Below are 20916 nucleotides of genomic sequence, written 5' to 3'. Positions count from 1 at the left end.
GACGCCCAGGCGCGTTGATCGCGCCCACGCGGCGCGACGACGCCGCCCGGCCCGCGGCCGACGTCCGCGGCAAGCACGCTCACGACCGGTGGCGGGAAGCAGTCAAGATCCGGCAGGAATGGCTGGACCACGGCCTGTCCACGGAACCCGCAGACCGGCAGACCACCGAACGCGGCCTCACCGCGATCTACGTACGAATGTCCCGTCCACGGCCCCGGTTCGCGTGGGTCGACTCTCCGGACCAGGCGATCCCGCTGATCGCGGGCCTGCCCACGCTGGACGACCTCTACGCGAGACTCCGGGACCCCCGCACCCCGGGACCGCCATCGCCGGCCAGCGATCTGGCCATGGTCGCGTCCCAGCTCCGCGGCGCGCTCAGCGCCGGTGTCGTCTACGGCGACCCCGAGCTGACCCCGGCGCGGAAGGGCAAGAAGCGTGAACCCTGGCCCGAACTGCCTCCGCTGGAGGCGATCCGCGCCGGTGTCCCCTTGGGCGTCGTCCTGCATCAGGGCGTCCACAACGCCCTGCACCGGAGCCTCGCCGACGGATTCCGCAAACCCGTCCGCACCACGCTGACCGCCCGCGGGCCCGTACCGGTGTGCTGGTACGGGCAGCAGGACGCGGCGTGGATCGCCTACTACGACGCCCTGCACCGTCTCGGCCTGGCGCACTACACCCCGGACCGGCTCGACCACCTCGGCCACTGGGCCGCGGTGGCGCGCTCGTGCGGGTGGTGGTGGCCCGGCGAGGAGGTGTGCGTCGTGGTCGAGCGACCCGACCAGATCCGCACCGAACCGGTCCCCGGGACCTGGCACGACGAGGTCCGGCTCAGTGGCGGCGGCGTCCGCTACCGCGACGGCTGGCGCCCGCGACCGGCATGACCCACGGCCGGGCCGGGACGAGACCAATCCTCTCGTCCCGGCCCGACCCTCGATCCCCGACCCCCGAACCCCGGGGCTCGTCATGCGGGACGGCGATGAATTCCCGGCGGCAGCGAGGTCAGTACCCGCGACACAGCGACCACAGACAGAGGACGACATGGCACTCGATCTCTTCGCCGGTATTCCCGTCACCGACTACGCGGCGGCGCTGCCGTGGTACGAGCAATTGTTCGGCCGGAAGCCGTCGTTCCTCCCGAACGACATCGAAGCGGTGTGGGAAATGGCCGAGCACCGATACGTCTACATCGTCCAGGACCCGGACCGCGCCGGGAACGCCCTGGTGTTCTCGTTCGTCGACGACCTCGACGACCGGGTCGCCGAAATCGCCCGCCGGGGCATCGAGCCCGCGAAGCGCGAGGGCTACGATAACGGCGTGTCCAAGGTGATCTACCACGACCCGGAAGGCAACGAGATCAGCTTCGGCGGCGGCGCCTAAGGCCCACAGCACCGGAGCCCCACGGCACCGGAGCCTCGCGGTGTTCGAGGCTCGCGGTGCCTGAGGCTCGCGTTCGTCGTTATGGTGCGCGCAGAAGGTGGCGGTAGGACGGGAGCAGCCCGGCCTTCCGCACTATCGCGGCGCATTCGGTGTTGTTGGAGCATGCCTGGCCCGGGTTGGCGGGCGGCAGTTTCGTGTTGGCGGCGAACTGTAGTTTCCGGGGTTCGCCGCACCCTTCCTCAGGGTTCTGCTCGTCGGCCGGAGGCCAGGCTCCCGGATAGTCCTTGCGTTCCAACCACGATGGTACGGCGTCGTCCCAGAAGTTCTTGCGGTACCGCACGTTCTGGACGGGCCGGTTGCCCCACTCCTCGCTGCACCCGCCGATCGAGGCCACGTAGTCGTAGACGACATTGCGGTCGACGGTGACCCAATTGGAGCTGTCATCGGTGTAGATACCGATGTTCCATTCGGGAGTGAACTTGCTTTCGGTGACGGCGTTTCCGCTGATGACGGCCCCGTCCGCGAAGGACGTCCCCTGCTCGCCCCGGAGGTAGATCCCGCCGCCGTCGGCCAGGAGCCGGTTCGTCCTGAAGACCCGGTTGTTGAGAATGCGGTTGCCGTGCATGATGCCGCGCAGGTCGTCGCTCGGCCCGGACAGAATTCCGATGTACGGCACGTCGTTGACCTGGTTGTGGGCGATGGTCGTGCGCTGCGTCGCCGTGTCCCAGATCGCGGACGACGCGCGGTAGTCCGCTCCGGTGCCGTGGATCCAGTTGTTGGTGATGCGATTGCCGCTGTTGGTGCCTTTCAGGTCGGGCGGGACGACGCCCATCAGGATTCCCCCGTCCGAGACGTCGGTGATGACGTTGCCGTCCACGACGTTGTACGAACTGTTCTCGGAGAATTCCAGCGCCTGTGCGCCCAGATGGACGAAGCGGTTTCCCTCGACGGTGATCCGTTCCGCGGTGCGGAAGGCGACGTTGCCCGGCACCGTCAGCGCCGTCATTTCACCGTCCTTCCCCGGACGCATATACATGCTCCACGCCGCGGCGAATCCCTCCGGTTCGTTGGGCGCCAGCCAGGAGGCGTGCGCGAATGTCAGGCCCTTGAAGGCGACGTCGTGCAATGGACGTCCGGGCTGCCCCGTACCGCTGACGAGAGACTCCAGAATGGGCGCGGTGACCTGGGCTTGACGCATGTCCTCCCCTGGCCGCGGGCGATACAGCAGCACATGCCGTCCGGGCTGGGAGCGGTCGAGATACCAGCTGCCCGGCGTGCTGGGGAAGCTCAGGGAATTCTCCACCGCGAACCATTCTTTGGGCGCGTCCGCGCCGTACAGGTTCCGGAGCATGTCCCAGCAAGGCTGATCCATGGTGATAGCCGTCCGCCCAGAGCCAGAGCCAGAGCCCGCGCCGGAGCCGGAGCCGGAGCCGGAGATGTCGGCCACGCCGCAGCGGCCTTCGACATAGCCGTACCGATAGATGAACTCGATGTCGCGGGGGTCACGCCACTTTCCCGGAATGGGACTCGTGGTGGTGTAGCCGGTCTTCGTCAGCTCCAGCTTGTCCCCGAGCCCCGCGTTTCCATGGACGAGTCGCGACGCCCGCCTGTCGTTGACATAGAGCTGGCGGAGGTCGAGTCCCCCGACGTCGGCGCGCCAGAATCCCTTCTGCCGCTCGTCCGGCCGCCATCCGGTGATCTCGCGGCCGCCGCTGAGGGTCACCTTCTCCTGGCGCGGCGTCCCGTGGCCGTAGGCCTGGTAGATCACCCGATGGCCGTTGCGCCCCGAGTCGCCCGCCGCCTCCGTCAGCTTCAGCGGCGCCGCGAGCCGGTACGTCCCGGACCGGAAGTTCACCACGATGTCCGACGCCATCCGCGCAGTCCGTTCCCGGACGGCCTTCTGCGCGCGCGCCGGCGTGGCAAAGGGCTGTTCGACGGTGCCCGGCCAGACGTCCTTGCCCCATGGCGCGACGTACAACTGCTCGGGTCTTTGCCCGGACTGCGCCGAAGCCGATGACGGCACCGCCACCACCGTCACGGCTGCCGCGACCGTCGCGACCGCCACGACCGCCGCGACCGGCATGCCGATCGCCAGTGCCGCCGCACCCGCGCCGGCCCCTGCCCGCGTCCTCTTGATGCCCACTCCGCCTCCCGTCGGTTCGATGAGGCCCGGTCGGTTCGATGAGCCTCGGTCCAACCTTCGCGGCGGGCGTGCCGGGCGCGCGTCGGCTGATCGTCGATCAGGGCGTCGTCCTCAGGTACCGGGATGTCTCGCCTTTTGGACGAGCGCATATCGACGATCGTCGGATTCGCCCGCCGCCCCCCCTTGGTTACGCTCGCGCCGTGGACTATGCGCGGGCGGTGTCGTCCCAGGGCCGGGCGCTGGAGCCGGTGGCGCGGCTGGCCGACCGCGTCGCGCCGAGCGCGCTGGGGATCGTGCTGGCGGGCTTCGTCGTGCTCGACTACTGGGAGGAGCGGCCCGGCGGCCGGGCCGAGGGCGCGCTGATCCTGCTGTCCGCCGCCGTGGCCGGGGCGGCCGCCGCGACGGCCAGGCGCCGGCTGTGGCCGCTGTTCGCCGTCACCGCGCCCGCCGCCCTGCTGTTCTCGTGGTGGCCGGGCTTCATCGTCGCGTCCTACTACGCGGCGACGACGCTGCGGCGCAGAGGCCACCTCGCGGTGTTCACCGGCGGCTCCGCCGTCGCGCTCCTCGGACTGCCGCCGCTCTACGACGCCTCCGGCCTGAGGTTCGTGCTCGGCCCCGGCTACTCCACGTCGACCTTCGACGGCGTCCTCGCCGTGCTGTTCCTGGTCGGCCTTCCGCTGTTCGCGGGCCTGTGGATCAATGCCCGCAGGCAGGTCCTGGCGGGGCTCGCCGACCGCGCCGAACGGCTCGAACGCGACCAGGCCGCGCGGACGGAGCGGGCCCGCGCGGCCGAGCGCACCCGCATCGCGCGCGAGATGCACGACGTCGTCGCGCACCGGGTCTCCTTGATCGTCCTGCATGCCGGGGCCCTTGAGGTCGGCACGTCCGACCAGGAGTCGCGGACCACGGCGGAGCTCATCCGCGCCACGGGCCAGGCGGCGCTCACCGATCTGCGCGAGGTGCTGGGCGTCCTGCGCTCGCCGTCCGCCGACCTGGCCGCGGATCCGGCCGCCGACCCGAGCACCGCCCTTCCGGTGCTCGACGACCTGGACCGGTTGCTCGACCAGTCACGGTCGGCCGGACTGCCCGTCCGCCGTCACGACGAGGGCGCGGCCCGTCCGCTGCCCGCCGCCGCCGAGCGCGCCGCCTACCGGGTCGTGCAGGAGGCGCTGACGAACGTCCACAAACATGCCGCCGGTGCCGCGACGGAGGTCGTCCTGCGCTACCGGCCGGACCACGTGGAGTTGACCGTCGCCAACGAGCCCCCCGGCAGGCGGGCCGCGATTCGCCCGCCTGGCGCCGGGCTCGGCCTCATCGGCCTGCGCGAACGCCTCGAACTGATCGGCGGACGGCTGGAGGCGGGCCCGCGTCCGGACGGCGGCTTCGCCGTCCGCGCCCGCATCCCCCTCATCGAGGAGCCCGCATGATCCGCGTGCTGATCGCCGACGACGAGCGCCTGGTCCGGTGCGGGCTGCGCCGGATCCTGGAGAGCGACGGCGGGATCAGCGTGGTCGCCGAGGCGGGCGACGGGGCCGAGGCCGTCGCGGCGGCCGCTCGGTGCCGTCCGGACGTCGTGCTCATGGACGTGCGCATGCCCGGCACGGACGGCCTCACCGCCGCCGGACGGATCACCGCCGCCGCCGGACAGACCGCCCCCGTTGCGACCGCGTCCGCTGGGACCGTGCCCGCGTCTTCCACGCCGAAGGTGGTCATGCTCACCACGTTCAACCTCGACGAGTACGTCCACGAGGCACTGCGCGCGGGCGCCGTCGGGTTCCTCCTCAAGGACACCCCGCCGCGCGACCTCATCGCGGCCGTCCACGTCGTCGCCGCAGGGCACGCGATGCTCGCCCCCACCGTCACCAGGAGGCTGATCGAGCATTTCGCCAGGAGCGGGGTGTCCAGGGCCGCCGATGCCCGGAAACGCCTTGCCGTCCTCACCGTCCGTGAGCTGGACGTGGTGCGAAGCGTCGCGCGCGGGATGTCCAACACCGAGATCGGCCGCGAACTCACCATGAGCGAGGCCACCGTGAAGGCCCATGTGAGCCGTGCCCTCGCCAAACTCGGCCTCGCCAACCGGGTGCAGGCCGCCATTCTCGCGCACGACGCGGACCTGGCCTGACCATTCCTCCGGGCGCTATGCGTCCGGCCAGTCGATGTATCGCGCGAGCCATGCCGGAACGCGCGGGCGGGGATACGCCTCCAGGTCGTTGCGGTAATCCTCGGGCGGCAGCAGCTGATCGTGCGGGAAAGGGCCGTCGCCGTAGTCGTAGCTCACGGTCGTCTCACCACGATTGGTGACGGTCAGTAGCAGCCGCCACCACGGCCCGGCCGACATCCGCGCCGCAACGTCCCGTTGATCGCGGACGAGCGCCGCCACCGGCTCCGGCACCGGAACGACCACTGAACGGTGATAGGACGAGAACCGCAGATAGGCGATCTCAGCGGACACGGTGAAGGCGAATTCCGCCCACAGCCATTCCCACTCGGGCGGGCCGAGCAATGCCAGCTGCTGGACGATCGGGTCGATCAGCCGCGACGCCTCGTCGGCGATCACACCGTCCTGGCCTCCGGCGGCGCCGTCGCCGGGTCCTGGACCGACGATGCTGAACCCGCTGATGCCCGGCTGGCCGGACGGTCCGTCCTGCTCAAGCCACTGCACGAACTCGGCCATATAGGCATCGGCCCCCGTCGCGCCGCCGTCCGTGGCGCGTTTCCGTCCGGCGGCGGTGCCGGTGGACCGTTCCCGCGCGGCGAACCGCTCGTGGGCGTACTGCGGGGGAACCGAGGACGATACTTCCTCGATACGGCCGGAGTCACCCACCAGGAACACCGACCGTCCCACCGGCATGTTGAGAAAGGCCATCGGGTCGCTCTCGTCGACGTCCACCGGGGCGTAGACGCTCCAGCCGGCCTCGAAGCGATCCGCCGCCAAGCCCTCCGTGGGGTAATCCAGGCCGCGAGACCGGATCCAATCCACCACCAAGGAAATCGCTTGCGCCGCGTCCATTCGCCTGGCCTCCCGCGTGTTGTCCACGGCACCTTACGGGGTGGGCCGGGAAACACGGAAGCGCACGGGCGGCCGGGCGACTCCGTCCCACCGCCGAGCGGCGAATCTCACAGCGTCGCCGCCTTCCGGACCCGCCGGCGAAGGGACGACCCTGAACCGATGGAGGTCACCTTCGCCGAGGACCACATCTGTTTCCTGCGCTATGACTTTCGCGGCGCCACGGTCCACCCCTTCGGAATGGTGACGCCCGCGCGGATCCGCGACGCCGACTGGAAGGCCATCAGGCCCGAGCTACGGACCACCCTCGGCGAGACCCTGTTCGTCCCGCATCGAAAGCAGGCCGAGCTTGAGCGGTTCTGCCGCCGCAACGGCATCGTCCGGTCGACCCGTCCTGATACGTGGGCCGACCTGCTCGAACCGTTCCTCGACACCCGCCTCGACCCGGCAGACGAACGCGCCTGCCTCGCCCGGCTGGGCGAAGCCGGGTTCGCGCCGGACGAGGTCGCCCGCATCCGCCGCCGCCTCACCCCGCTCATGCACGCCTACAACTTCGAGGCCATGGTCTGGGAATGGGCCTACCTCGGGTTGTTCGACGTCCTCAGCGCCGCCAACGCGCCCATCGTCAGGCCCAGCCTGCAGAACGCGCTCGGCGACCCGGCGACCTTCTACAACTGGACCATGGAGACAGCCGAGCGGCACCGCTGACCCCTGCACCATTTCCGGACGACGGGCACTCCGCGCGCTGTGCGCGGTATGCCAGGCCCGGCCGGTCCTAGGGATGGACCTCGCGGAGCCGGCCGGTCCGCACGTCGTAGACGAAGCCCCGGACCTGGTCGGTATGCGGGATGGACGTGTCGGCCTTGATGCGCCCGATGGACTGGCGGACGTCCTCGTCGAGGTCGGCGAACGCCTCCGCCGCCCAGTCGGGCTTGACGCCGGTCTCGTCCTGGATCTGCTTCCTGAAGGCGTCGTCGGTGAACGTGAGCATGCCGCAGTCGGTGTGGTGGATCAGGATGATCTCGGTGGTCCCGAGCAGCCGCTGGCTGATGGCCAGGCTCCGCCGCTCGTCGGCGGTGACGACGCCGCCCGCGTTGCGGATGACATGGGCGTCGCCCTCGCTGAGCCCGAGGACGCCGTAGGGGTTGAGGCGGGCGTCCATGCAGGCCACCACCGCCACGCCCCGCGCCGGGGGCAGCGGCAGATCGCCCTTGTCGAACTCGGCCGCGTACCGCTCGCTGTTGGCGATCAGCTCATCGGTCACGCTCATCCTCGGCCTCCCCGGCTCGGCGCCCGTCCCGGGCCAGGAAACCCAGGGTCGGCACTAATAGTGACTTTTCCTACCTTATTAGTTAACTTTCTCCCTGTCGAGGCGACGACATGAGCTTCCCGCCGGTCGCCGACGGATGCCCGCCTGAGGGGTGCCGCCTGCCGCCTAGCGGCTGCCTCGCGCAGTGGCGGCTGCCGCGTGATTGGCTCGGTCCAGGCCTATTAAAAGCTGAAACGTCCCGAAATGCCGGGCAAGCCGGTTGTTCTGCGGTCGGCGGCCCGACGCGCCTGGACCGGCGGGGGAAACAGCCCCGGAAACCATCGGTGGATGGGGGTCTACTCGTCGTCCGCGAGTATTCGCTGGTGCAGGGTTCGTAGTTGTGCGCTGGGTTCCACGCCGAGCTCGGCCACCATTAGTTGATGGCCCTCCCGGTAGAGCTCCAGCGCCTCGACGCGGCAGCCGAGCGAGTACAGCGCCTTCATCAGCAGCCCCCTGGACCGCTCGCGGAGAGGCTGCGAGGCGAGAATGCCGGACAGATCCCTGACCACCATGTCGGCCTGGTTCTGAAGGAGATCGACTTCCGCCTTGGATTCCGCCACCAGGAAACGATGCTGGTCGAGGGACACCGCGGCCGCGCGCACCATGGCCGACGTGACGTCCGCGAACGCGGGCCCGCGCCACAGCGCGAGTGCTTCGCCGTACAGGTCCGAAGCCGCCTCGTACTGGCCCGCGCGCTGGGCCTGCTGGCCCCCGCCGGTCAGCGTGAAGAACTCGGCGATGTCGAGTTCGACATTGTTGGTGGAGAGCTTGTAACCCTGCGATGCCGTGATCAAAGGACCGCGCTGATCCCGCGCGGATTGGCCGAGCGTCTGCCGCAATGCCGAGACGTGCGCGTGGAGCTTGGTGCGCGCCGTGGCGGGAGGCTGGGTGTTCCAAATGGCGTCCATGATTCTCTCGGTCGGGACGACCCGTCCGAAATCGAGCGCCAGGATCGAGAGCAGCGCCCGCTGGCGCTGTCCGGCCAAATGTATTTCCCGTTGTCCGGATGTCACTTCGATCGAGCCCAGGAATGACATATTCAACGACAAACGGTCCCCCCTCACCGTGCAGGTACTGCTTATGGGCTCGCCGAAGCAGACTCCATCGTCCAAACGCTAAGTGCAGTCATCGAGGAACTGTCAAGTGCCGGGGTCGAACGTTCCACCGAGTGTCCGGATGTGGTCACCGAGAGCGAACGACACGCCACCGATGATCACGGTACGTGGTCGATCAGTTGCGAACACGGGTCTCCTGACCGGCGAAGGCGTGGCCGAGCACATGATCGGCATCCCGCGACTCCGGTCAGGTCGAAACGCTGGAAGTGGACCGGTAGTAATACCGGTAGGGGACGGGTAGCGGATCGGTAGCCTTCGCCATCTAAGCTGTTCAAGTTGGAAACGGGGCAGCATCATCGAAATAGTGGTCGAGTCAAGTCCGGGGGCGAACGTGAACGCGGCCGACTATGTCATCGAGAAGCTGGACGAGCCCGGCGCGGAGATCATCCGCTCCGGCATTGCCCGGTGCCCGAAGGGGGCCACGCGCAGTGCCGGGACGGACGACAATCCGTCAGCCGGGGCCGCGCCCGCCGTCCGGCGGCGGGCCCGATTATCCGGCTTGCCCGCCGTGCCGAATATCTGGTATGGAAGGCAACAAGGCTTTGTCGGCGACAATCTCGACGAAGACGCACTACCATGTGCATGGGACCTGGGGGGTCCCATGCGGAACCGAAAGTCACGGGGCGATAGACCAGAGAAGGATGTGCCAGCGAGCCGCACGCCGGACCAACTCCCACCGGCCGTCAGGCTCTTTCCAGGGATACCGCGCACGCTGATCGTCAACGATCCAGGCGCGGTTCGAGAATTCGCCGGGTCCCACAGTTCCCAAACGATTAGCCAGACCCGGACTCGGCGGATGTCGAAAACCGAAACCATGCCGCGGCGGTCGGCCACGCGCGTCAGCTCTCCAGCGATCAGATCGACACGCGCGAGATCGTCCGGCACACGTCGTGTCTCGTCCAGGCGCTCGCGACCGGGCCCACCGTCATCGACGGCCGGGCCTCGCCGCGCCACGAATATCGCCTGTACCTGAGATCCGAAATTCGTTGCAGCATCGCATGTTGTGCCCGTGTGGCATATGTGATGAGACGGGGGCAGAAGTTGGCGGGGGCCAGTGACAACAATTCTCATTTCGGGGCCTTGGTACGTGCGTACCGGCGCCAGATGGGGTTGACGCAACGTGAACTCGCGGCCAGGGCGGGGCTCAGCCTCGCCGCGCTGCGCGACTTCGAGCAGTCCAGGCGATGCCGGCCGCGGCCGCACTCGCTGGCCGCGCTCACCGAAGCCCTGGGACTCGACGAAGACCAGGCGGCCGACCTGGCGCGCGCGGCCGCGCTGCCGAGGCGACGGGCCGACGACGCGCCGACGGCGGATCGCCCGCGGGACGACTCCGAATCCGCGCGGGCGGCGCACCCGTCCGGACGCGGTGAAGGGCTGCGGCTGTCCGTGCTCGGCCCGTTCGAGGCGTGGACGGACGGCAAGCCGCTCCGCCTCGGACCGCCCGCGCGGCGCGCGGTGCTGGGGCTGCTCCTGATGGAGCCCGGAGTGCCCGTCCGCCGGGACGCGATCGTCGACCTGCTCTGGGACGAGGAGCCGCCGCGCACCGCCGTGTCGCTGGTGCAGGCGCATGTGAGCCGCATCCGCAAGGCCCTGAAGAGCGGCAGCAGCCGCGGCGACGACGAGGTGATCGACTCGGTCGGGGGCGCCTACCGGCTGAGCCTTTCCGGCATGGAGGTCGATCTGCTCGTCTTCCGGGACATGGTCGCCCGCGCCATGGCGGCGAGGGCCGCCGGGGACGACGTGACCGCGGCCGAGCACTACGACTGCGGGGTCAGCCTGTGGCGCGGCGAGCCGTTCGCCGACGTGGACGTCCTCGCCGGGCACCCGGGCGTCACCGCGCTCAAGCAGGAACTCGTCGGCGTGCTCCTGCAGTACGCGGAGGTCGCCCACGACCTGGGCCGGCACGATCGGGTGCTGCCGCGGCTGCAGGCGCTCGCCGACGCCGAGCCGCTCAACGAACGGGTGCACGCCCATCTCATGATCGCGCTGGCCGGGTCCGGGCAGCAGGCGCACGCCATCCGGGTCTTCGAGGGCGTCCGGTCGCGCCTCGACCAGGAGCTCGGGCTCTATCCGGGCGAGGAACTGGCCGACGCTTACGTGCGGGTCCTGCGGCAGGACCTGCGCGCACCGAACCGCGATCATCTCCGCGGGCCGGGCCGCGATCACCCCCGCACGCCGGGCCGCGATCACCTTCGCGGGCAGAGCCGCGAGCTGGTACGCGTGCCGAGCCGCGAGCCGAACCGCGCGCCGAACCGGGCGCCGAACCGGGCGCCGATGCGCGTACCGAACCGGGAGCTGCCGCGCACGGCGAACGGCGAGCTGCTGGAGGGGGCCGACCAGGAGTTGATGGACGGAGCCGACCGGCAGCTGATGCAGGAGGCCGATCGGGAGCTGATGCACGTGCCGGGCCGCGGGTTGGCGCATGTCCTGAACGGGGAGCAGCCGCACGCGCAGCCGCGGGCGTTCACCGCCACCGGGCACCTCCCGCCGCCGCGGCAGCTGCCCGCCGCGCCGCGCTGCTTCACCGGACGCGCCAGCGAGCTGACCTGGCTCTCCGCCCTGGCGGAGCAGGACATGACGCACGCGAAGGGCGTCGTCATCGCGGCGCTGACCGGGATGGCCGGGATCGGGAAGACCGCGCTGGCCGTCCACTGGGCGCACCAGCTGGCCCCGCGCTTCCCCGACGGGCAGCTGTTCGTGAACCTGCGCGGGTCCGGGCCGTCCGGGACGCCGGTCGTGCCCGCCGACGCGGTGGAGGGCGTGCTGGTCTCCCTCGGCGTGCCGCCCGCGCGGGTCCCGTCGGACCTCGACGGTCGGGCCGCCCTGTACCGCAGCCTGCTGGCGGACCGCCGCATGCTGATCGTCCTGGACAACGTCCACGACGCGGAACAGGTCCGCCCGCTGCTGCCGGGATCGCCGACGTGCCTGGTGCTGGTCACCAGCAGGAACCGGCTCACCGGGCTGGCCGCGGAAGGCGCCCACCTGATGACGCTGGGCGTCCTGACGCAGGCCGAATCCCGCGAACTGCTCGCCCTGCACCTGCGCGCCAGATGGGCGACGGCCGACCCCGCCGTGATCGGCGAGCTGACCGCCTTCTGCGGCGGCCTGCCGCTCGCCCTGTGCGACGCCGCCGCCCGCGCCGCCGCGCGTCCCGGCCTGTCGCTGGCCGCGCTCGCGGCCGAGCTGCGGGACACGCGGAGGCGGCTGGACGCGCTCGACACGGGGGAGCCGGTCACCAGCCTGCGGGTGGTGTTCTCGTGGTCGCGGGCCAGGCTCGGGAACCTGGCGTCCCGCATGTTCCGGCTCCTCGGCCTCTACTCGGGCTCGGACATCACCGTCCCGGTGGCGGCGAGCCTGGCCGCCCTGTCACCGGGGCAGGCGTGCCTGGCGCTCGCCGAATTATGTGATGAGCACCTGCTGACAGAGCACCTTCCGGGCCGCTACACCTGCCATGACCTGCTTCGCTCCTACGCGGCGGAGGAGGCGAGCATCCGCGAGAGCCAGGTCGACCGGCGTGCCGCCGTCCAGCGGGTGCTCGACCACTACCTGCGCGCCTCCGTCGTGGCGACGAGCCTCCTGCGTCCCGGTCAGGCCGAGCTCCCGCGCACCCCGCCGCGGCCCGGGGTCACCCTTGAGGAATTCGAGGGACCCGAGCAGGCGGTCGACTGGTTCGAGAACGAGCGGAACGTCCTGCTCGCCCTGATCAGGCAGGCCGCCGAGGGCGGCTACGCCCCGTACGCCTGGGAGCTCCCCTGGACGGCCGGGTGGTACTTCCAGGACGAGGCGGGCCGGCACCGGCTCGCGGCGGCTCAGGAGGCGGCGCTCGCGGCGGCCACCGGCCGCGGCGATCTCGCCGGCCTGACGATGGCGCGCCAGCAGCTCGGCTGGCTGAGATTCCTGCTCGGCGACGTCACCAGCGCGGGTCACCACCTGGACGAGGCCGTCCGGCTGGCCGGGCGGCTCGGCGACAGCCGGCTCCAGGCGCTGTCGGGTCTCAGCCGCGCCCACGTCCTGCAGTCGCAGCATCGCGGGATGGAGGCGATGGACCAGGCACGGCAGGCGCTGCGGCACTCCCGTGCCGCCGGTGACCTGCAAGGAGAGATCCGGGCCCTCTACACGATCGGGTGGTGCCTGGTCCAGCTCGGCGACGGTCAGCAGGCGGTGCACTTCAGCAGCCGTGCGCTCACGGTTCACCGCGAACTGAGGTTGCGCGCCGCCGGGCCCATCACGGTGGGCACCGCCGTCCTCGACGACTGCGGCGAGTCGATCGCGCCCCTGCTGGGGCTGCGCGTCGAGGCGTGCGCCCAATGACCGGGGTGACGCGCAATGACCGGGGTCAGTGGTCGGCTGGGCGGAGGGTTCCCGTTGCCGTTCGGCGTCCGTAGTTGTCCCGGACGGCGGTCGCCAGCGCGCCGTCCTCCTCCTTGGCGGCGCTGACGACGAGGCCCTGGTGGTCGAACAGGGGCGAGGTCAGCCTGTACTCGAAGTGCAGGCGCTCGCCCCTGGCGTCGTCGCCGGCGTATCCGGCGGCGCGTGCCGCTTCGGCCATGGCGACGGCCTGCAGCGGTCCTTGGGTGAGCAGGCCCGGGTAGCCCTCCACCTGCCGCGCGTAGTCGCGGTCATAGTGGATCCGGTGCGCGTTGTAGGTGAGCGCCGAGAAGCGGAAGAGCAGCGTGGGCGAAACCTCGATCGCCCACTCGCCGTCACCGGGCTCGACTACCGGGCCTTCCTCGGACGAAGCCGACGCCTGTGCGTCGGGGGAGACCGGCTCGCGGTAGACGATGTCCTGCTGCTCGTCGATGACAACACGGCCGCGCTGCAGGATCTGATGCTCGACCAGGATGAAGGTCAGCGGGCCCGTCCGGCCCTGCTTGTCCTTCATGGAGAGCACGCGGCTGCGCTTGGTGGCCGGTTCCCCGCAGACGAGCGGCCCGTCGGTCCGGACGCGGCCGCCCGCCCACATCCTGCGGCGGGTGCCTCCGGGGAAGGCGGCGACCGTCCCGCGCAGCGGATGCCCGTCCGGGCCGAGGTCGGACTGCGCGGGCCGTTCCAGCAGGTAGATCCAGTGCCACAGCAGCGGCAGGCCGGCGCCGTCCTCGAAGTCCGGTACCGGCACGTCCAGCAGCGAGCCCAGCGCGCGCGCCGGCTCGGGCTGGAGTGTTTCCGTGCGCTCGCTGGTGCTGTTCATTCCCTCAGGCCTTCCCGGCCGTCCTGATCAGGCGGATCCGGTCAGCGGACGGCTGGCGACCGGGTCGATGATCCGCGCCCGGCGGTCCAGCTCCCGGGCGCAGTCCTGCCACATGCTCGCGTACTGGTGAGCGAGCTGGACGATGATAGCGACGCAGTGCGGCGGCACCGTCTCGGTCACGTCCGGCAGCTGCTCCGCGCCGACCGCGTTGATGTGGAGGAGCCGGAGCATGCTCTTGCCCCGCTCGTTGTTCCGCAGCGACGGGTCGCGCATCAGCTTCTCCACCGTGGCGGCGGGGTCCGGCGCCGCCGGGGCCGCGGGGACCGTCCGCGGCTCGAAGCGGAGGGGCGGCGCGGGGGCGGTGGCGGTGCGGTCGTCGCGTCCGGAACCGGCGCCGCGGTCGGCCGCATCCCCGGCGGAGGCCGCGCCGGCGCCGGCGGGCTTCGCCCGGCCCGTGCGCCCGCCCGACTTCTCCGGCAGGGGCGACTCGCCGCGCTCAAGGCGCTTGCGCACGTCGAACGCCGTCGCCGGGGAGATGCCCGCGGCCCGCGCCACGTCGCGCAGGGACGCGGTCGGCTGGTCGGCCAGCAGCTCCGCGGCGCGGAGGCGGCCCGCGCCGCCGTCCAGCGGGCGGACCCTGCCGTCCCTGCCGACCCGCACGCTCGGCTGCTGCGCGCCCTCGCCGGAGAGCTTCCTGAGGGCGGCGACGGTCTTCGCCGCCAGCCCGGCCGTCTGGCCGATGGCCCGGTCGGACATGTGCGGGTGCGAGGCGATGATCCGCTCCGCCGCGGCGCGCCGGTCCGCCCGGGACAGCGGCAGGCCGTGCGTGACGTTCTCCTGGACGGCGCGCAGGAAGATGTCGGCCTCGTTGCCCTCGAAGAACATGACGTCGATGGTCTCCTGGCCCCGCAGGGACGCCGCCATCAGCCGGTGCATGCCGTCGATCACCCGCATGGTCCGCCGGTCCACCAGGATCGGCGGCAGGGGCGTTTCGGCCTCGGCGAGACGCATGATGTGGGCCTTGTCCTCGCCGTTCAGCCGTGGGGAGTCGGCCGGGCGGAGCGAGAGAACGGGGACGGCCACCACTGGAGTGCCGTCACCGCCGGTGTTCGTGGACGGGTCGTCAACGGGCGGCAGAGAAGCCACCGCACCGGTTACCGGCTGAGCCTCGCGAGCACCTGGATGGGCCACGACCGCGCTCCTTCACATGGTTTCGTCCTGACTTTCCAGGTGTCGACGCTACGGACCGGTGCTGGTGGCCGGCTGGTGGCCCGCTGACACCGAAATGCCGTACCTGTCCGGAGAACCTGGGATGTTTCCCCACTTCACGGGCGTATCGCTGTGAGGTGCCGAATGACCTGGTTGCCGTAGTACGCGAAATCGGGACAACCCGCCCTGGCCACTCCGCGGTGCCGGTAGCGGCGGCGTAGGCGGAGCCGCGGCGAGCTGGGCGGATGATCTGACGTCGGGGTGCTGTCTGGGCGGTGCCGAGGTGCTGTCTGGGTGGTGGCGGGATTGTGGCGGGGCGGTCGCCGCCGGACGGACGCGGCGCCGATTCGCACGGTCGCACGATTTCTCGATTCGTCCAACCAGTGTCAATCGGCAGTTGAACGAATTCCAGCGATCGCCTTCGGCCGCTTATTATCCATCGGTAAATATTCTCTGCTTCTGGCGGGTCCGGTAAGCCGCTGTTGAAGATGGGCGGAAGATGATAGAGGGCATTTTGCCTGCGCATGTCACCGCGACCGAATCATTCGGAGACGACCTCGACGCCGTGCTGTTACCCCAGGAATGCGCCGTCATCGCCCGGGCCGCGGAAAGCCGGAAACGGGAGTTCGCCACCGCGCGCTCGTGCGCCAGGGGCGCGCTCGCCCGGCTCGGCCTGCCCGCGGTCGCCGTCCTGCCCGGGCCAGGCGGCGCCCCGCAGTGGCCGGACGGGGTGACCGGAAGCATCACGCACTGCGCCGGATACCGTGCCGCCGCGGTCGCGCTGACGAGGGACGTCGCGTCCCTGGGCGTGGACGCCGAGCCGAACGAGGCGCTCCCCGACCGCGACATGATGAGGCTGATCGCCATCGACGAGGAGCGCGGCCACGTCGCGGAACTGTCCGCCGGAAGGCCCGACGTCTCCTGGGAGCGGCTGCTCTTCAGCGCGAAGGAGTCCGTCTACAAGGCGTGGTTCCCGCTGGCCCGGCGCTGGCTGGGATTCGAGTCGGCGGGCATTGTCATCGACCCGAATGCGGGCACCTTCACCGCGCGCCTGCTCGTACCGGGCCCGATTCTCAACGGGTCGTCGCTGAGGCTGCTGCACGGACGCTGGCTCGCCGAGAAAGGGCTTCTGGTGACCACGGTCGTCGTCCCCGCCATTTAGCGCCCGAGCGCCCCCGACCACGACCGCGAAATGGGCGCCGAGCCCCGCTCGACGCCCATTCAATCCCTGCGGTCTTCTCCGGCGAGCCGTTCTCCGGCGACAGCTGACCCACCCCGGAGGGTCGGGCTCAACCTGCCTCTCCTTCTTCCGGCTGTTCCGCTTGCTCTGCCTGCTTCGGTTGTTCCGCTTTGTCCGTGTCGTCGGTGAGGGCGGTGAGCAGGTTGTTGAGCTGCTGGACGAACGCGGCGGGATCCTCGATGCGGGCGCCGAGGGTGAGCACCGACTGGTTGAACAGGACCTGCGCCCACTCGCGGATGTGCCGGTCGTCCCGCTCGCCGTTGAGCCGCCGGATGAGCGGGTGCTTTGGGTTGAGTTCGAGCACCGCCTGGCGCGGCAGCCCGGTTCCGCGCAGCCGCTGCATGAGGTTGATGTCGCTCTCGGGCTCGTTGCTGACGATGCACGCTGGCGACGTGGTGAGGCGGGTGGACAGGCGCACGTCCCAGGCCTGCCCGCTCAGGTGGGCCTTGAGCTTGCCGAGCAGGTCGGCGTACTCGGCGTCGGCCTGCTCCTTGGCCTGCTTCTCCTCCTCGTCCGCCAGGTCGCCGACGTCCCCGGCGCCCTGCGCGACGGACTGCAGCTTCTTGCCGCCGTACTCGCGCAGGCTGGACACGACCCAGTTGTCGACGCCCTCGCTGAGCAGGAGCACCTCCACGCCCTTGGTGCGGAACGCCTCCAGGTGCGGGCTCGACTTGGCCGCGGTGGGGGAGGGGGCCAGCAGGTAGTAGATGTCCTCCTGGCCCTCCTTCATCCGGGCCACGTACGCGTCCAGCGAGGTGTCCGGGTCGTCGGTGGCGGACTTGGTGGACGTGAACCGCAGCAGCTTGGCGATGTCGTCCCGGTTGGAGTAGTCGTCGGCGATCCCCTCCTTCAGGGTGGAGCCGAACTCCTTCCAGAACGCGGCGTACTTCTCCGGCTCGTTCTCGGCGAGCTCGGCGAGCCGCCGCAGCACCTTCTTCACCGCGTTGGTGCGGATGTTGTCCACCGCGCGGCTGCTCTGCAGGATCTCCCGGGAGACGTTGAGCGGAAGGTCGGCGGAGTCGATCACGCCGCGGACGAACCGCAGGTAGTTCGGCAGGATCTGCCCGGTGTCCTCCAGGATGAAGACCCGCTGCACGTGGAGCCGCACCCCGCGGCGCGTCTGGGTCACCCACAGGTCGTACGGCGCGCGGGACGGGACGAACAGCAGCAGCGTGTACTCGTAGGTGCCCTCGATCTTGGCGTGCACCCACGCGAGCGGGTCGGTGGCCTCGCCGGCGATGTGCCGGTAGAAGTCGGCGTACTCCTTGTCGGTGAGCTCGCTCTTCGGACGGGTCCACAGCGCCGATGCCCGGTTGACGGTGATGTCCGGCACCGCCGCCTCCGCTGCGTCGTCGGAATCGGCGCTGGTGTCGGCGTCGGCCCCGGGCGCGGCCTTGTCTCCGGGCTCGCCGGGCATCAGGATCGGGACGCTGATGTGGTCGGAGTACTTCTCGATGATCGACCGCAGCCGCCAGCCGTTCGACAGGTCGTCCTCGCCGTCCCGCAGGTGCAGGACGATCGTGGTGCCCCGCTCGGGACGCTCGATCGTCTCCAGGGTGAACTCGCCTTTTCCGTCCGATTCCCAGCGCACTCCCTCGCCGGGCTCCAGCCCGGCCCGCCTGCTGGTCAGCACCACCCGGTCGGCGACGATGAACGCGGAGTAGAAGCCCACCCCGAACTGCCCGATCATTGTCGCGTCCTTGCGCTGGTCACCGGTCAGCGAGCCCAGGAACTCCTTGGTGCCGGACTTGGCGATCGTGCCGATGTTCTGGATCACCTCGTCGCGGCTCATGCCGATGCCGTTGTCGGCCACGGTGATGGTCCCGGCGTCCTTGTCGTAGCCGATGCGGATCTGCAACCGCCCTTCCGCCTCGGGCAGTTCCGAACGGGAGAGCAGTTCCAGCCGCAATCGGTCGATCGCGTCCGAGGCGTTCGAGATCAGCTCGCGCAGGAAGATCTCCTTGTTGCTGTACAAGGAATGGACCATCAGGTCCAGGATCTGCACCGCCTCCGCCTGGAAGTTGAAGACTTCCTGCTCCGCCTGGTCCGCCTGGGCCGACATCCGACGCCTCCATGATCCGCATTGAACAGCCAGCGCGAGTCCCGGAGCGGCGAAATCCGATGGTGAGTCAATTCGCGGCGCGCGGAACCCACGGCGCTGAGCGTAACCGGTGTTCCGGCCCGCTCACCACTTGACCAGCTCAGCAGGGGACGCCGGCGGCCGCGGACCGCTCCGCCGGACGGGAGGGCCTCCGGCCGCGGAGGGGCGGTGATCAACCTCCGGCGCAACATAACGCCACGCGCCCGGGCCTTCAAGTACGGCGAACACACGGCCGAACGCCCGGCCCTTTGGTGCCGGAACGGCGCCCGGGAAAAGGAAATTCGCCGACCGCTGATTGCCGTGGCCCCGCGGTAGTCGAGCCGCGCCCATAAAGGACGCGCCAAGCGGTGTTTAACTGAGGCGATGCCGCAGTTGAACAGGGCGGAGGCGGTCTTGACAGATTATTGCCGTAACGCGAAAGTGAGTCCAGTGTGACCGGCGCTGTGAAGTGCATGTCCCGCCGGAGGCCGGTTAAGACTCCGATCGCGGGACGGGGTGAGAGGAAATAGCGGTGACGACGAACCCGTTCGAAGACGAGGACGGCACGTACTTCGTCCTTGTCAACGACGAGGGACAGCACTCGCTGTGGCCGGACTTCGCGGACGTGCCCGACGGCTGGCAGGTTATCTTCGGCGCGGCCGGGCGTCAAGAATGCCTCGACTTCGTCGAGAAGAGCTGGACCGACATGCGGCCCGGCGGCCTGATCACATCCATGGAGAGGCCCATGAAAACATCCGTGGAAATGGAAACGGCCAGGGAAGAGGATGCGGCGGCGGGAAGCGGTAAATAGCCTAACTTCTATTGCTGAGGCGGTGGCGGTCCAATGTCGGCGCAGGACATCCGGTATGGCGACTTGAGCATCGGCGAGCTGCACGGCAGCCTTTCCGATCCGCTGCTCGACACGATGAACTTCCTGAACGAGGTCACCTTTCGGTATCCGGACGCGATCTCGTTCGCGCCGGGCCGTCCCTATGACGGGTTCTTCGACGTCGAGCAGGTCTTCGCCTATCTCCACGAGTACGTCGACCATCTCGCGGCGGGCGGGAACTCCGCGGGCCAGATCCGTGACGCGATCTTCCAGTACGGCCCGACGGCCGGCCGCATCCAGGATCTGATCGCGGACTCGCTGCGCGTGGACGAGGACATCGACGTCCCGCCGGAGTCGATCGTGGTCACGGTGGGCTGCCAGGAGGCCATGTTCCTGGTGCTGCGGGCGCTGATCGCCGGTCCCGACGACGCGCTCCTGGTGTCGAGCCCGTGCTACGTGGGGATGACGGGCGCCGCCCGGATGCTCGACATCGAGCCGACGGCCGTGGAGGAGCGCGAGGACGGCCTGTCGATCGCCGACCTGGAGGCGGCGATCGAGGCAGAGCGCGCGCGGGGACGGCGTCCACGCGCCTTCTACGTCGTGCCCGACCACTCGAACCCGACGGGCACCACGATGCCGGAGCCCACCCGCCATGAACTGCTCGACCTCGCCCGACGCCAGGACATCCTGATCCTGGAGGACAGCCCGTACCGCCTGCTCGGCCCCCGTCCGCACCTGCCGACGCTGAAGTCCCTTGACCGCGACCGCAGGGTCGTCCACCTGGGGTCCTTCTCCAAGACCGCCTTCCCCGGCGCCCGGGTGGGCTTCGCCGTCGCCGACCAGCTGGTCACCGACGCGGCGGGCGGCGCCGGGCCGCTGGCCGCCGAGCTCGCCAAGATCAAGAGCATGGTGACGGTGAACACGTCGGCGGTGAGCCAGGCCGTCGTGGCGGGGATGCTGCTGTCCTGCCAGGGCCGGGTCTCGGAACTCAACGCCAAGACGGCCGAGTACTACGCCACCGCGATGCGGTCCACCCTCCGTGAGCTCGAACGCTGCTTTCCGGCGGACCGGCGCGAGGCGCTCGGGGTGCGTTGGAACGCCCCAAGCGGAGGCTTCTTCCTGAGCATGCGCGTCCCGTTCCTGGCGGGCAATGCCGCCCTGGCGCGCTCGGCCGAGGAATTCGGCGTCATCTGGACGCCGATGTCGTACTTCTATCCGGACGGGGGCGGCGAACGCGCCCTCAGGCTGTCCGTCAGCTACCTGTCCGAGGACGAGATCACCGAAGGGATCCTCCGGCTCGCCCGTTTCATCGAGGCCGAAAGCGCGGCCGAAACCGAGCTCTGAGCCGAGCCCGAACGCAACCCGAAGCCAAACCCCAAAGCCAAAGCCGAATCCGAGAAGTGACCGGACGCCGGTCGC

At 70.1% G+C, this 20916-nt stretch carries 15 protein-coding genes and 1 pseudogene; 9 read left to right on the top strand and 7 right to left on the bottom strand.

The window, feature by feature from the left end; translation table 11 throughout:
• Positions 1-14: 14 nt before the first annotated feature.
• Positions 15-881, top strand: a complete 867-nt coding sequence (locus ACH34T_RS02355) for a DUF6745 domain-containing protein (protein WP_395990231.1) — start codon at positions 15-17, stop codon at positions 879-881.
• 157 nt (positions 882-1038) lie between these two features.
• Entirely contained in the window at positions 1039-1377 is a 339-nt protein-coding gene (locus ACH34T_RS02350) for a VOC family protein (protein ID WP_395990230.1), read from the top strand.
• Positions 1378-1456: 79 nt separating this feature from the next.
• Here ACH34T_RS02350 and ACH34T_RS02345 read toward each other — a convergent pair whose 3' ends face one another.
• The gene (locus ACH34T_RS02345) at positions 1457-3520 is read right to left on the bottom strand and encodes a right-handed parallel beta-helix repeat-containing protein (protein WP_395990229.1); all 2064 of its coding nucleotides are present in this window, start codon (positions 3518-3520) and stop codon (positions 1457-1459) included.
• Positions 3521-3720: 200 nt separating this feature from the next.
• Between ACH34T_RS02345 and ACH34T_RS02340 the strand changes: the two genes are divergently transcribed.
• Positions 3721-4947 carry a sensor histidine kinase gene (locus ACH34T_RS02340; RefSeq protein WP_395990228.1) on the top strand — a complete coding sequence of 409 codons (1227 nt, stop codon included), beginning with the start codon at positions 3721-3723 and terminating at the stop codon, positions 4945-4947.
• Entirely contained in the window at positions 4944-5642 is a 699-nt protein-coding gene (locus tag ACH34T_RS02335; RefSeq protein ID WP_395990227.1) for a response regulator, read from the top strand. Before ACH34T_RS02340 ends, ACH34T_RS02335 begins: the two co-directional genes overlap by 4 nt.
• Before the next feature lie 15 nt (positions 5643-5657).
• On the opposite strand, the gene ACH34T_RS02330 is transcribed toward ACH34T_RS02335, so the two are convergent.
• Entirely contained in the window at positions 5658-6455 is a 798-nt protein-coding gene (locus ACH34T_RS02330; protein WP_395990226.1) for a hypothetical protein, read from the bottom strand.
• A gap of 234 nt (positions 6456-6689) precedes the next feature.
• On the opposite strand from ACH34T_RS02330, the gene ACH34T_RS02325 reads away from it, so the two are divergent.
• Entirely contained in the window at positions 6690-7235 is a 546-nt protein-coding gene (locus ACH34T_RS02325; protein ID WP_395990225.1) for a hypothetical protein, read from the top strand.
• A 67-nt stretch (positions 7236-7302) separates the two neighbouring features.
• On the opposite strand, the gene ACH34T_RS02320 is transcribed toward ACH34T_RS02325, so the two are convergent.
• Positions 7303-7797 carry a beta-class carbonic anhydrase gene (locus tag ACH34T_RS02320; protein ID WP_395990224.1) on the bottom strand — a complete coding sequence of 165 codons (495 nt, stop codon included), beginning with the start codon at positions 7795-7797 and terminating at the stop codon, positions 7303-7305.
• A gap of 335 nt (positions 7798-8132) precedes the next feature.
• A complete protein-coding gene (locus tag ACH34T_RS02315) occupies positions 8133-8873 on the bottom strand; it encodes a BTAD domain-containing putative transcriptional regulator (protein ID WP_395990223.1) in 741 nt (246 codons plus the stop codon).
• A gap of 1101 nt (positions 8874-9974) precedes the next feature.
• Here ACH34T_RS02315 and ACH34T_RS02310 point away from each other — a divergent pair.
• The gene (locus ACH34T_RS02310) at positions 9975-13262 is read left to right on the top strand and encodes a BTAD domain-containing putative transcriptional regulator (protein WP_395990222.1); all 3288 of its coding nucleotides are present in this window, start codon (positions 9975-9977) and stop codon (positions 13260-13262) included.
• 25 nt (positions 13263-13287) lie between these two features.
• Here ACH34T_RS02310 and ACH34T_RS02305 read toward each other — a convergent pair whose 3' ends face one another.
• Complete coding sequence (locus ACH34T_RS02305) at positions 13288-14139, bottom strand: MaoC family dehydratase N-terminal domain-containing protein (RefSeq protein ID WP_395990221.1); 852 nt, start codon at positions 14137-14139, stop codon at positions 13288-13290.
• A 27-nt stretch (positions 14140-14166) separates the two neighbouring features.
• On the bottom strand, positions 14167-15285 hold the full coding sequence (locus ACH34T_RS02300; protein WP_395990220.1) for a ParB/RepB/Spo0J family partition protein: 1119 nt from the start codon (positions 15283-15285) through the stop codon (positions 14167-14169).
• A 628-nt stretch (positions 15286-15913) separates the two neighbouring features.
• Here ACH34T_RS02300 and ACH34T_RS02295 point away from each other — a divergent pair.
• Positions 15914-16510 carry a 4'-phosphopantetheinyl transferase gene (locus ACH34T_RS02295; protein ID WP_395990219.1) on the top strand — a complete coding sequence of 199 codons (597 nt, stop codon included), beginning with the start codon at positions 15914-15916 and terminating at the stop codon, positions 16508-16510.
• A 127-nt stretch (positions 16511-16637) separates the two neighbouring features.
• On the opposite strand, the gene htpG is transcribed toward ACH34T_RS02295, so the two are convergent.
• Positions 16638-18650 carry a molecular chaperone HtpG gene (gene htpG, locus ACH34T_RS02290; protein WP_395990218.1) on the bottom strand — a complete coding sequence of 671 codons (2013 nt, stop codon included), beginning with the start codon at positions 18648-18650 and terminating at the stop codon, positions 16638-16640.
• Positions 18651-19200: 550 nt separating this feature from the next.
• Here htpG and ACH34T_RS02285 point away from each other — a divergent pair.
• Positions 19201-19404, top strand: a pseudogene (locus ACH34T_RS02285) (MbtH family protein); the annotation flags it as partial.
• A gap of 108 nt (positions 19405-19512) precedes the next feature.
• Positions 19513-20841, top strand: a complete 1329-nt coding sequence (locus ACH34T_RS02280; RefSeq protein ID WP_395990217.1) for a PLP-dependent aminotransferase family protein — start codon at positions 19513-19515, stop codon at positions 20839-20841.
• Positions 20842-20916 lie beyond the last annotated feature (75 nt).

Origin of the sequence: Actinomadura sp. 9N215 (assembly GCF_044326345.1) — a bacterium.
Classification (GTDB): domain Bacteria; phylum Actinomycetota; class Actinomycetes; order Streptosporangiales; family Streptosporangiaceae; genus Spirillospora.
This window is presented reverse-complemented; position numbering and strand designations above follow the sequence as displayed.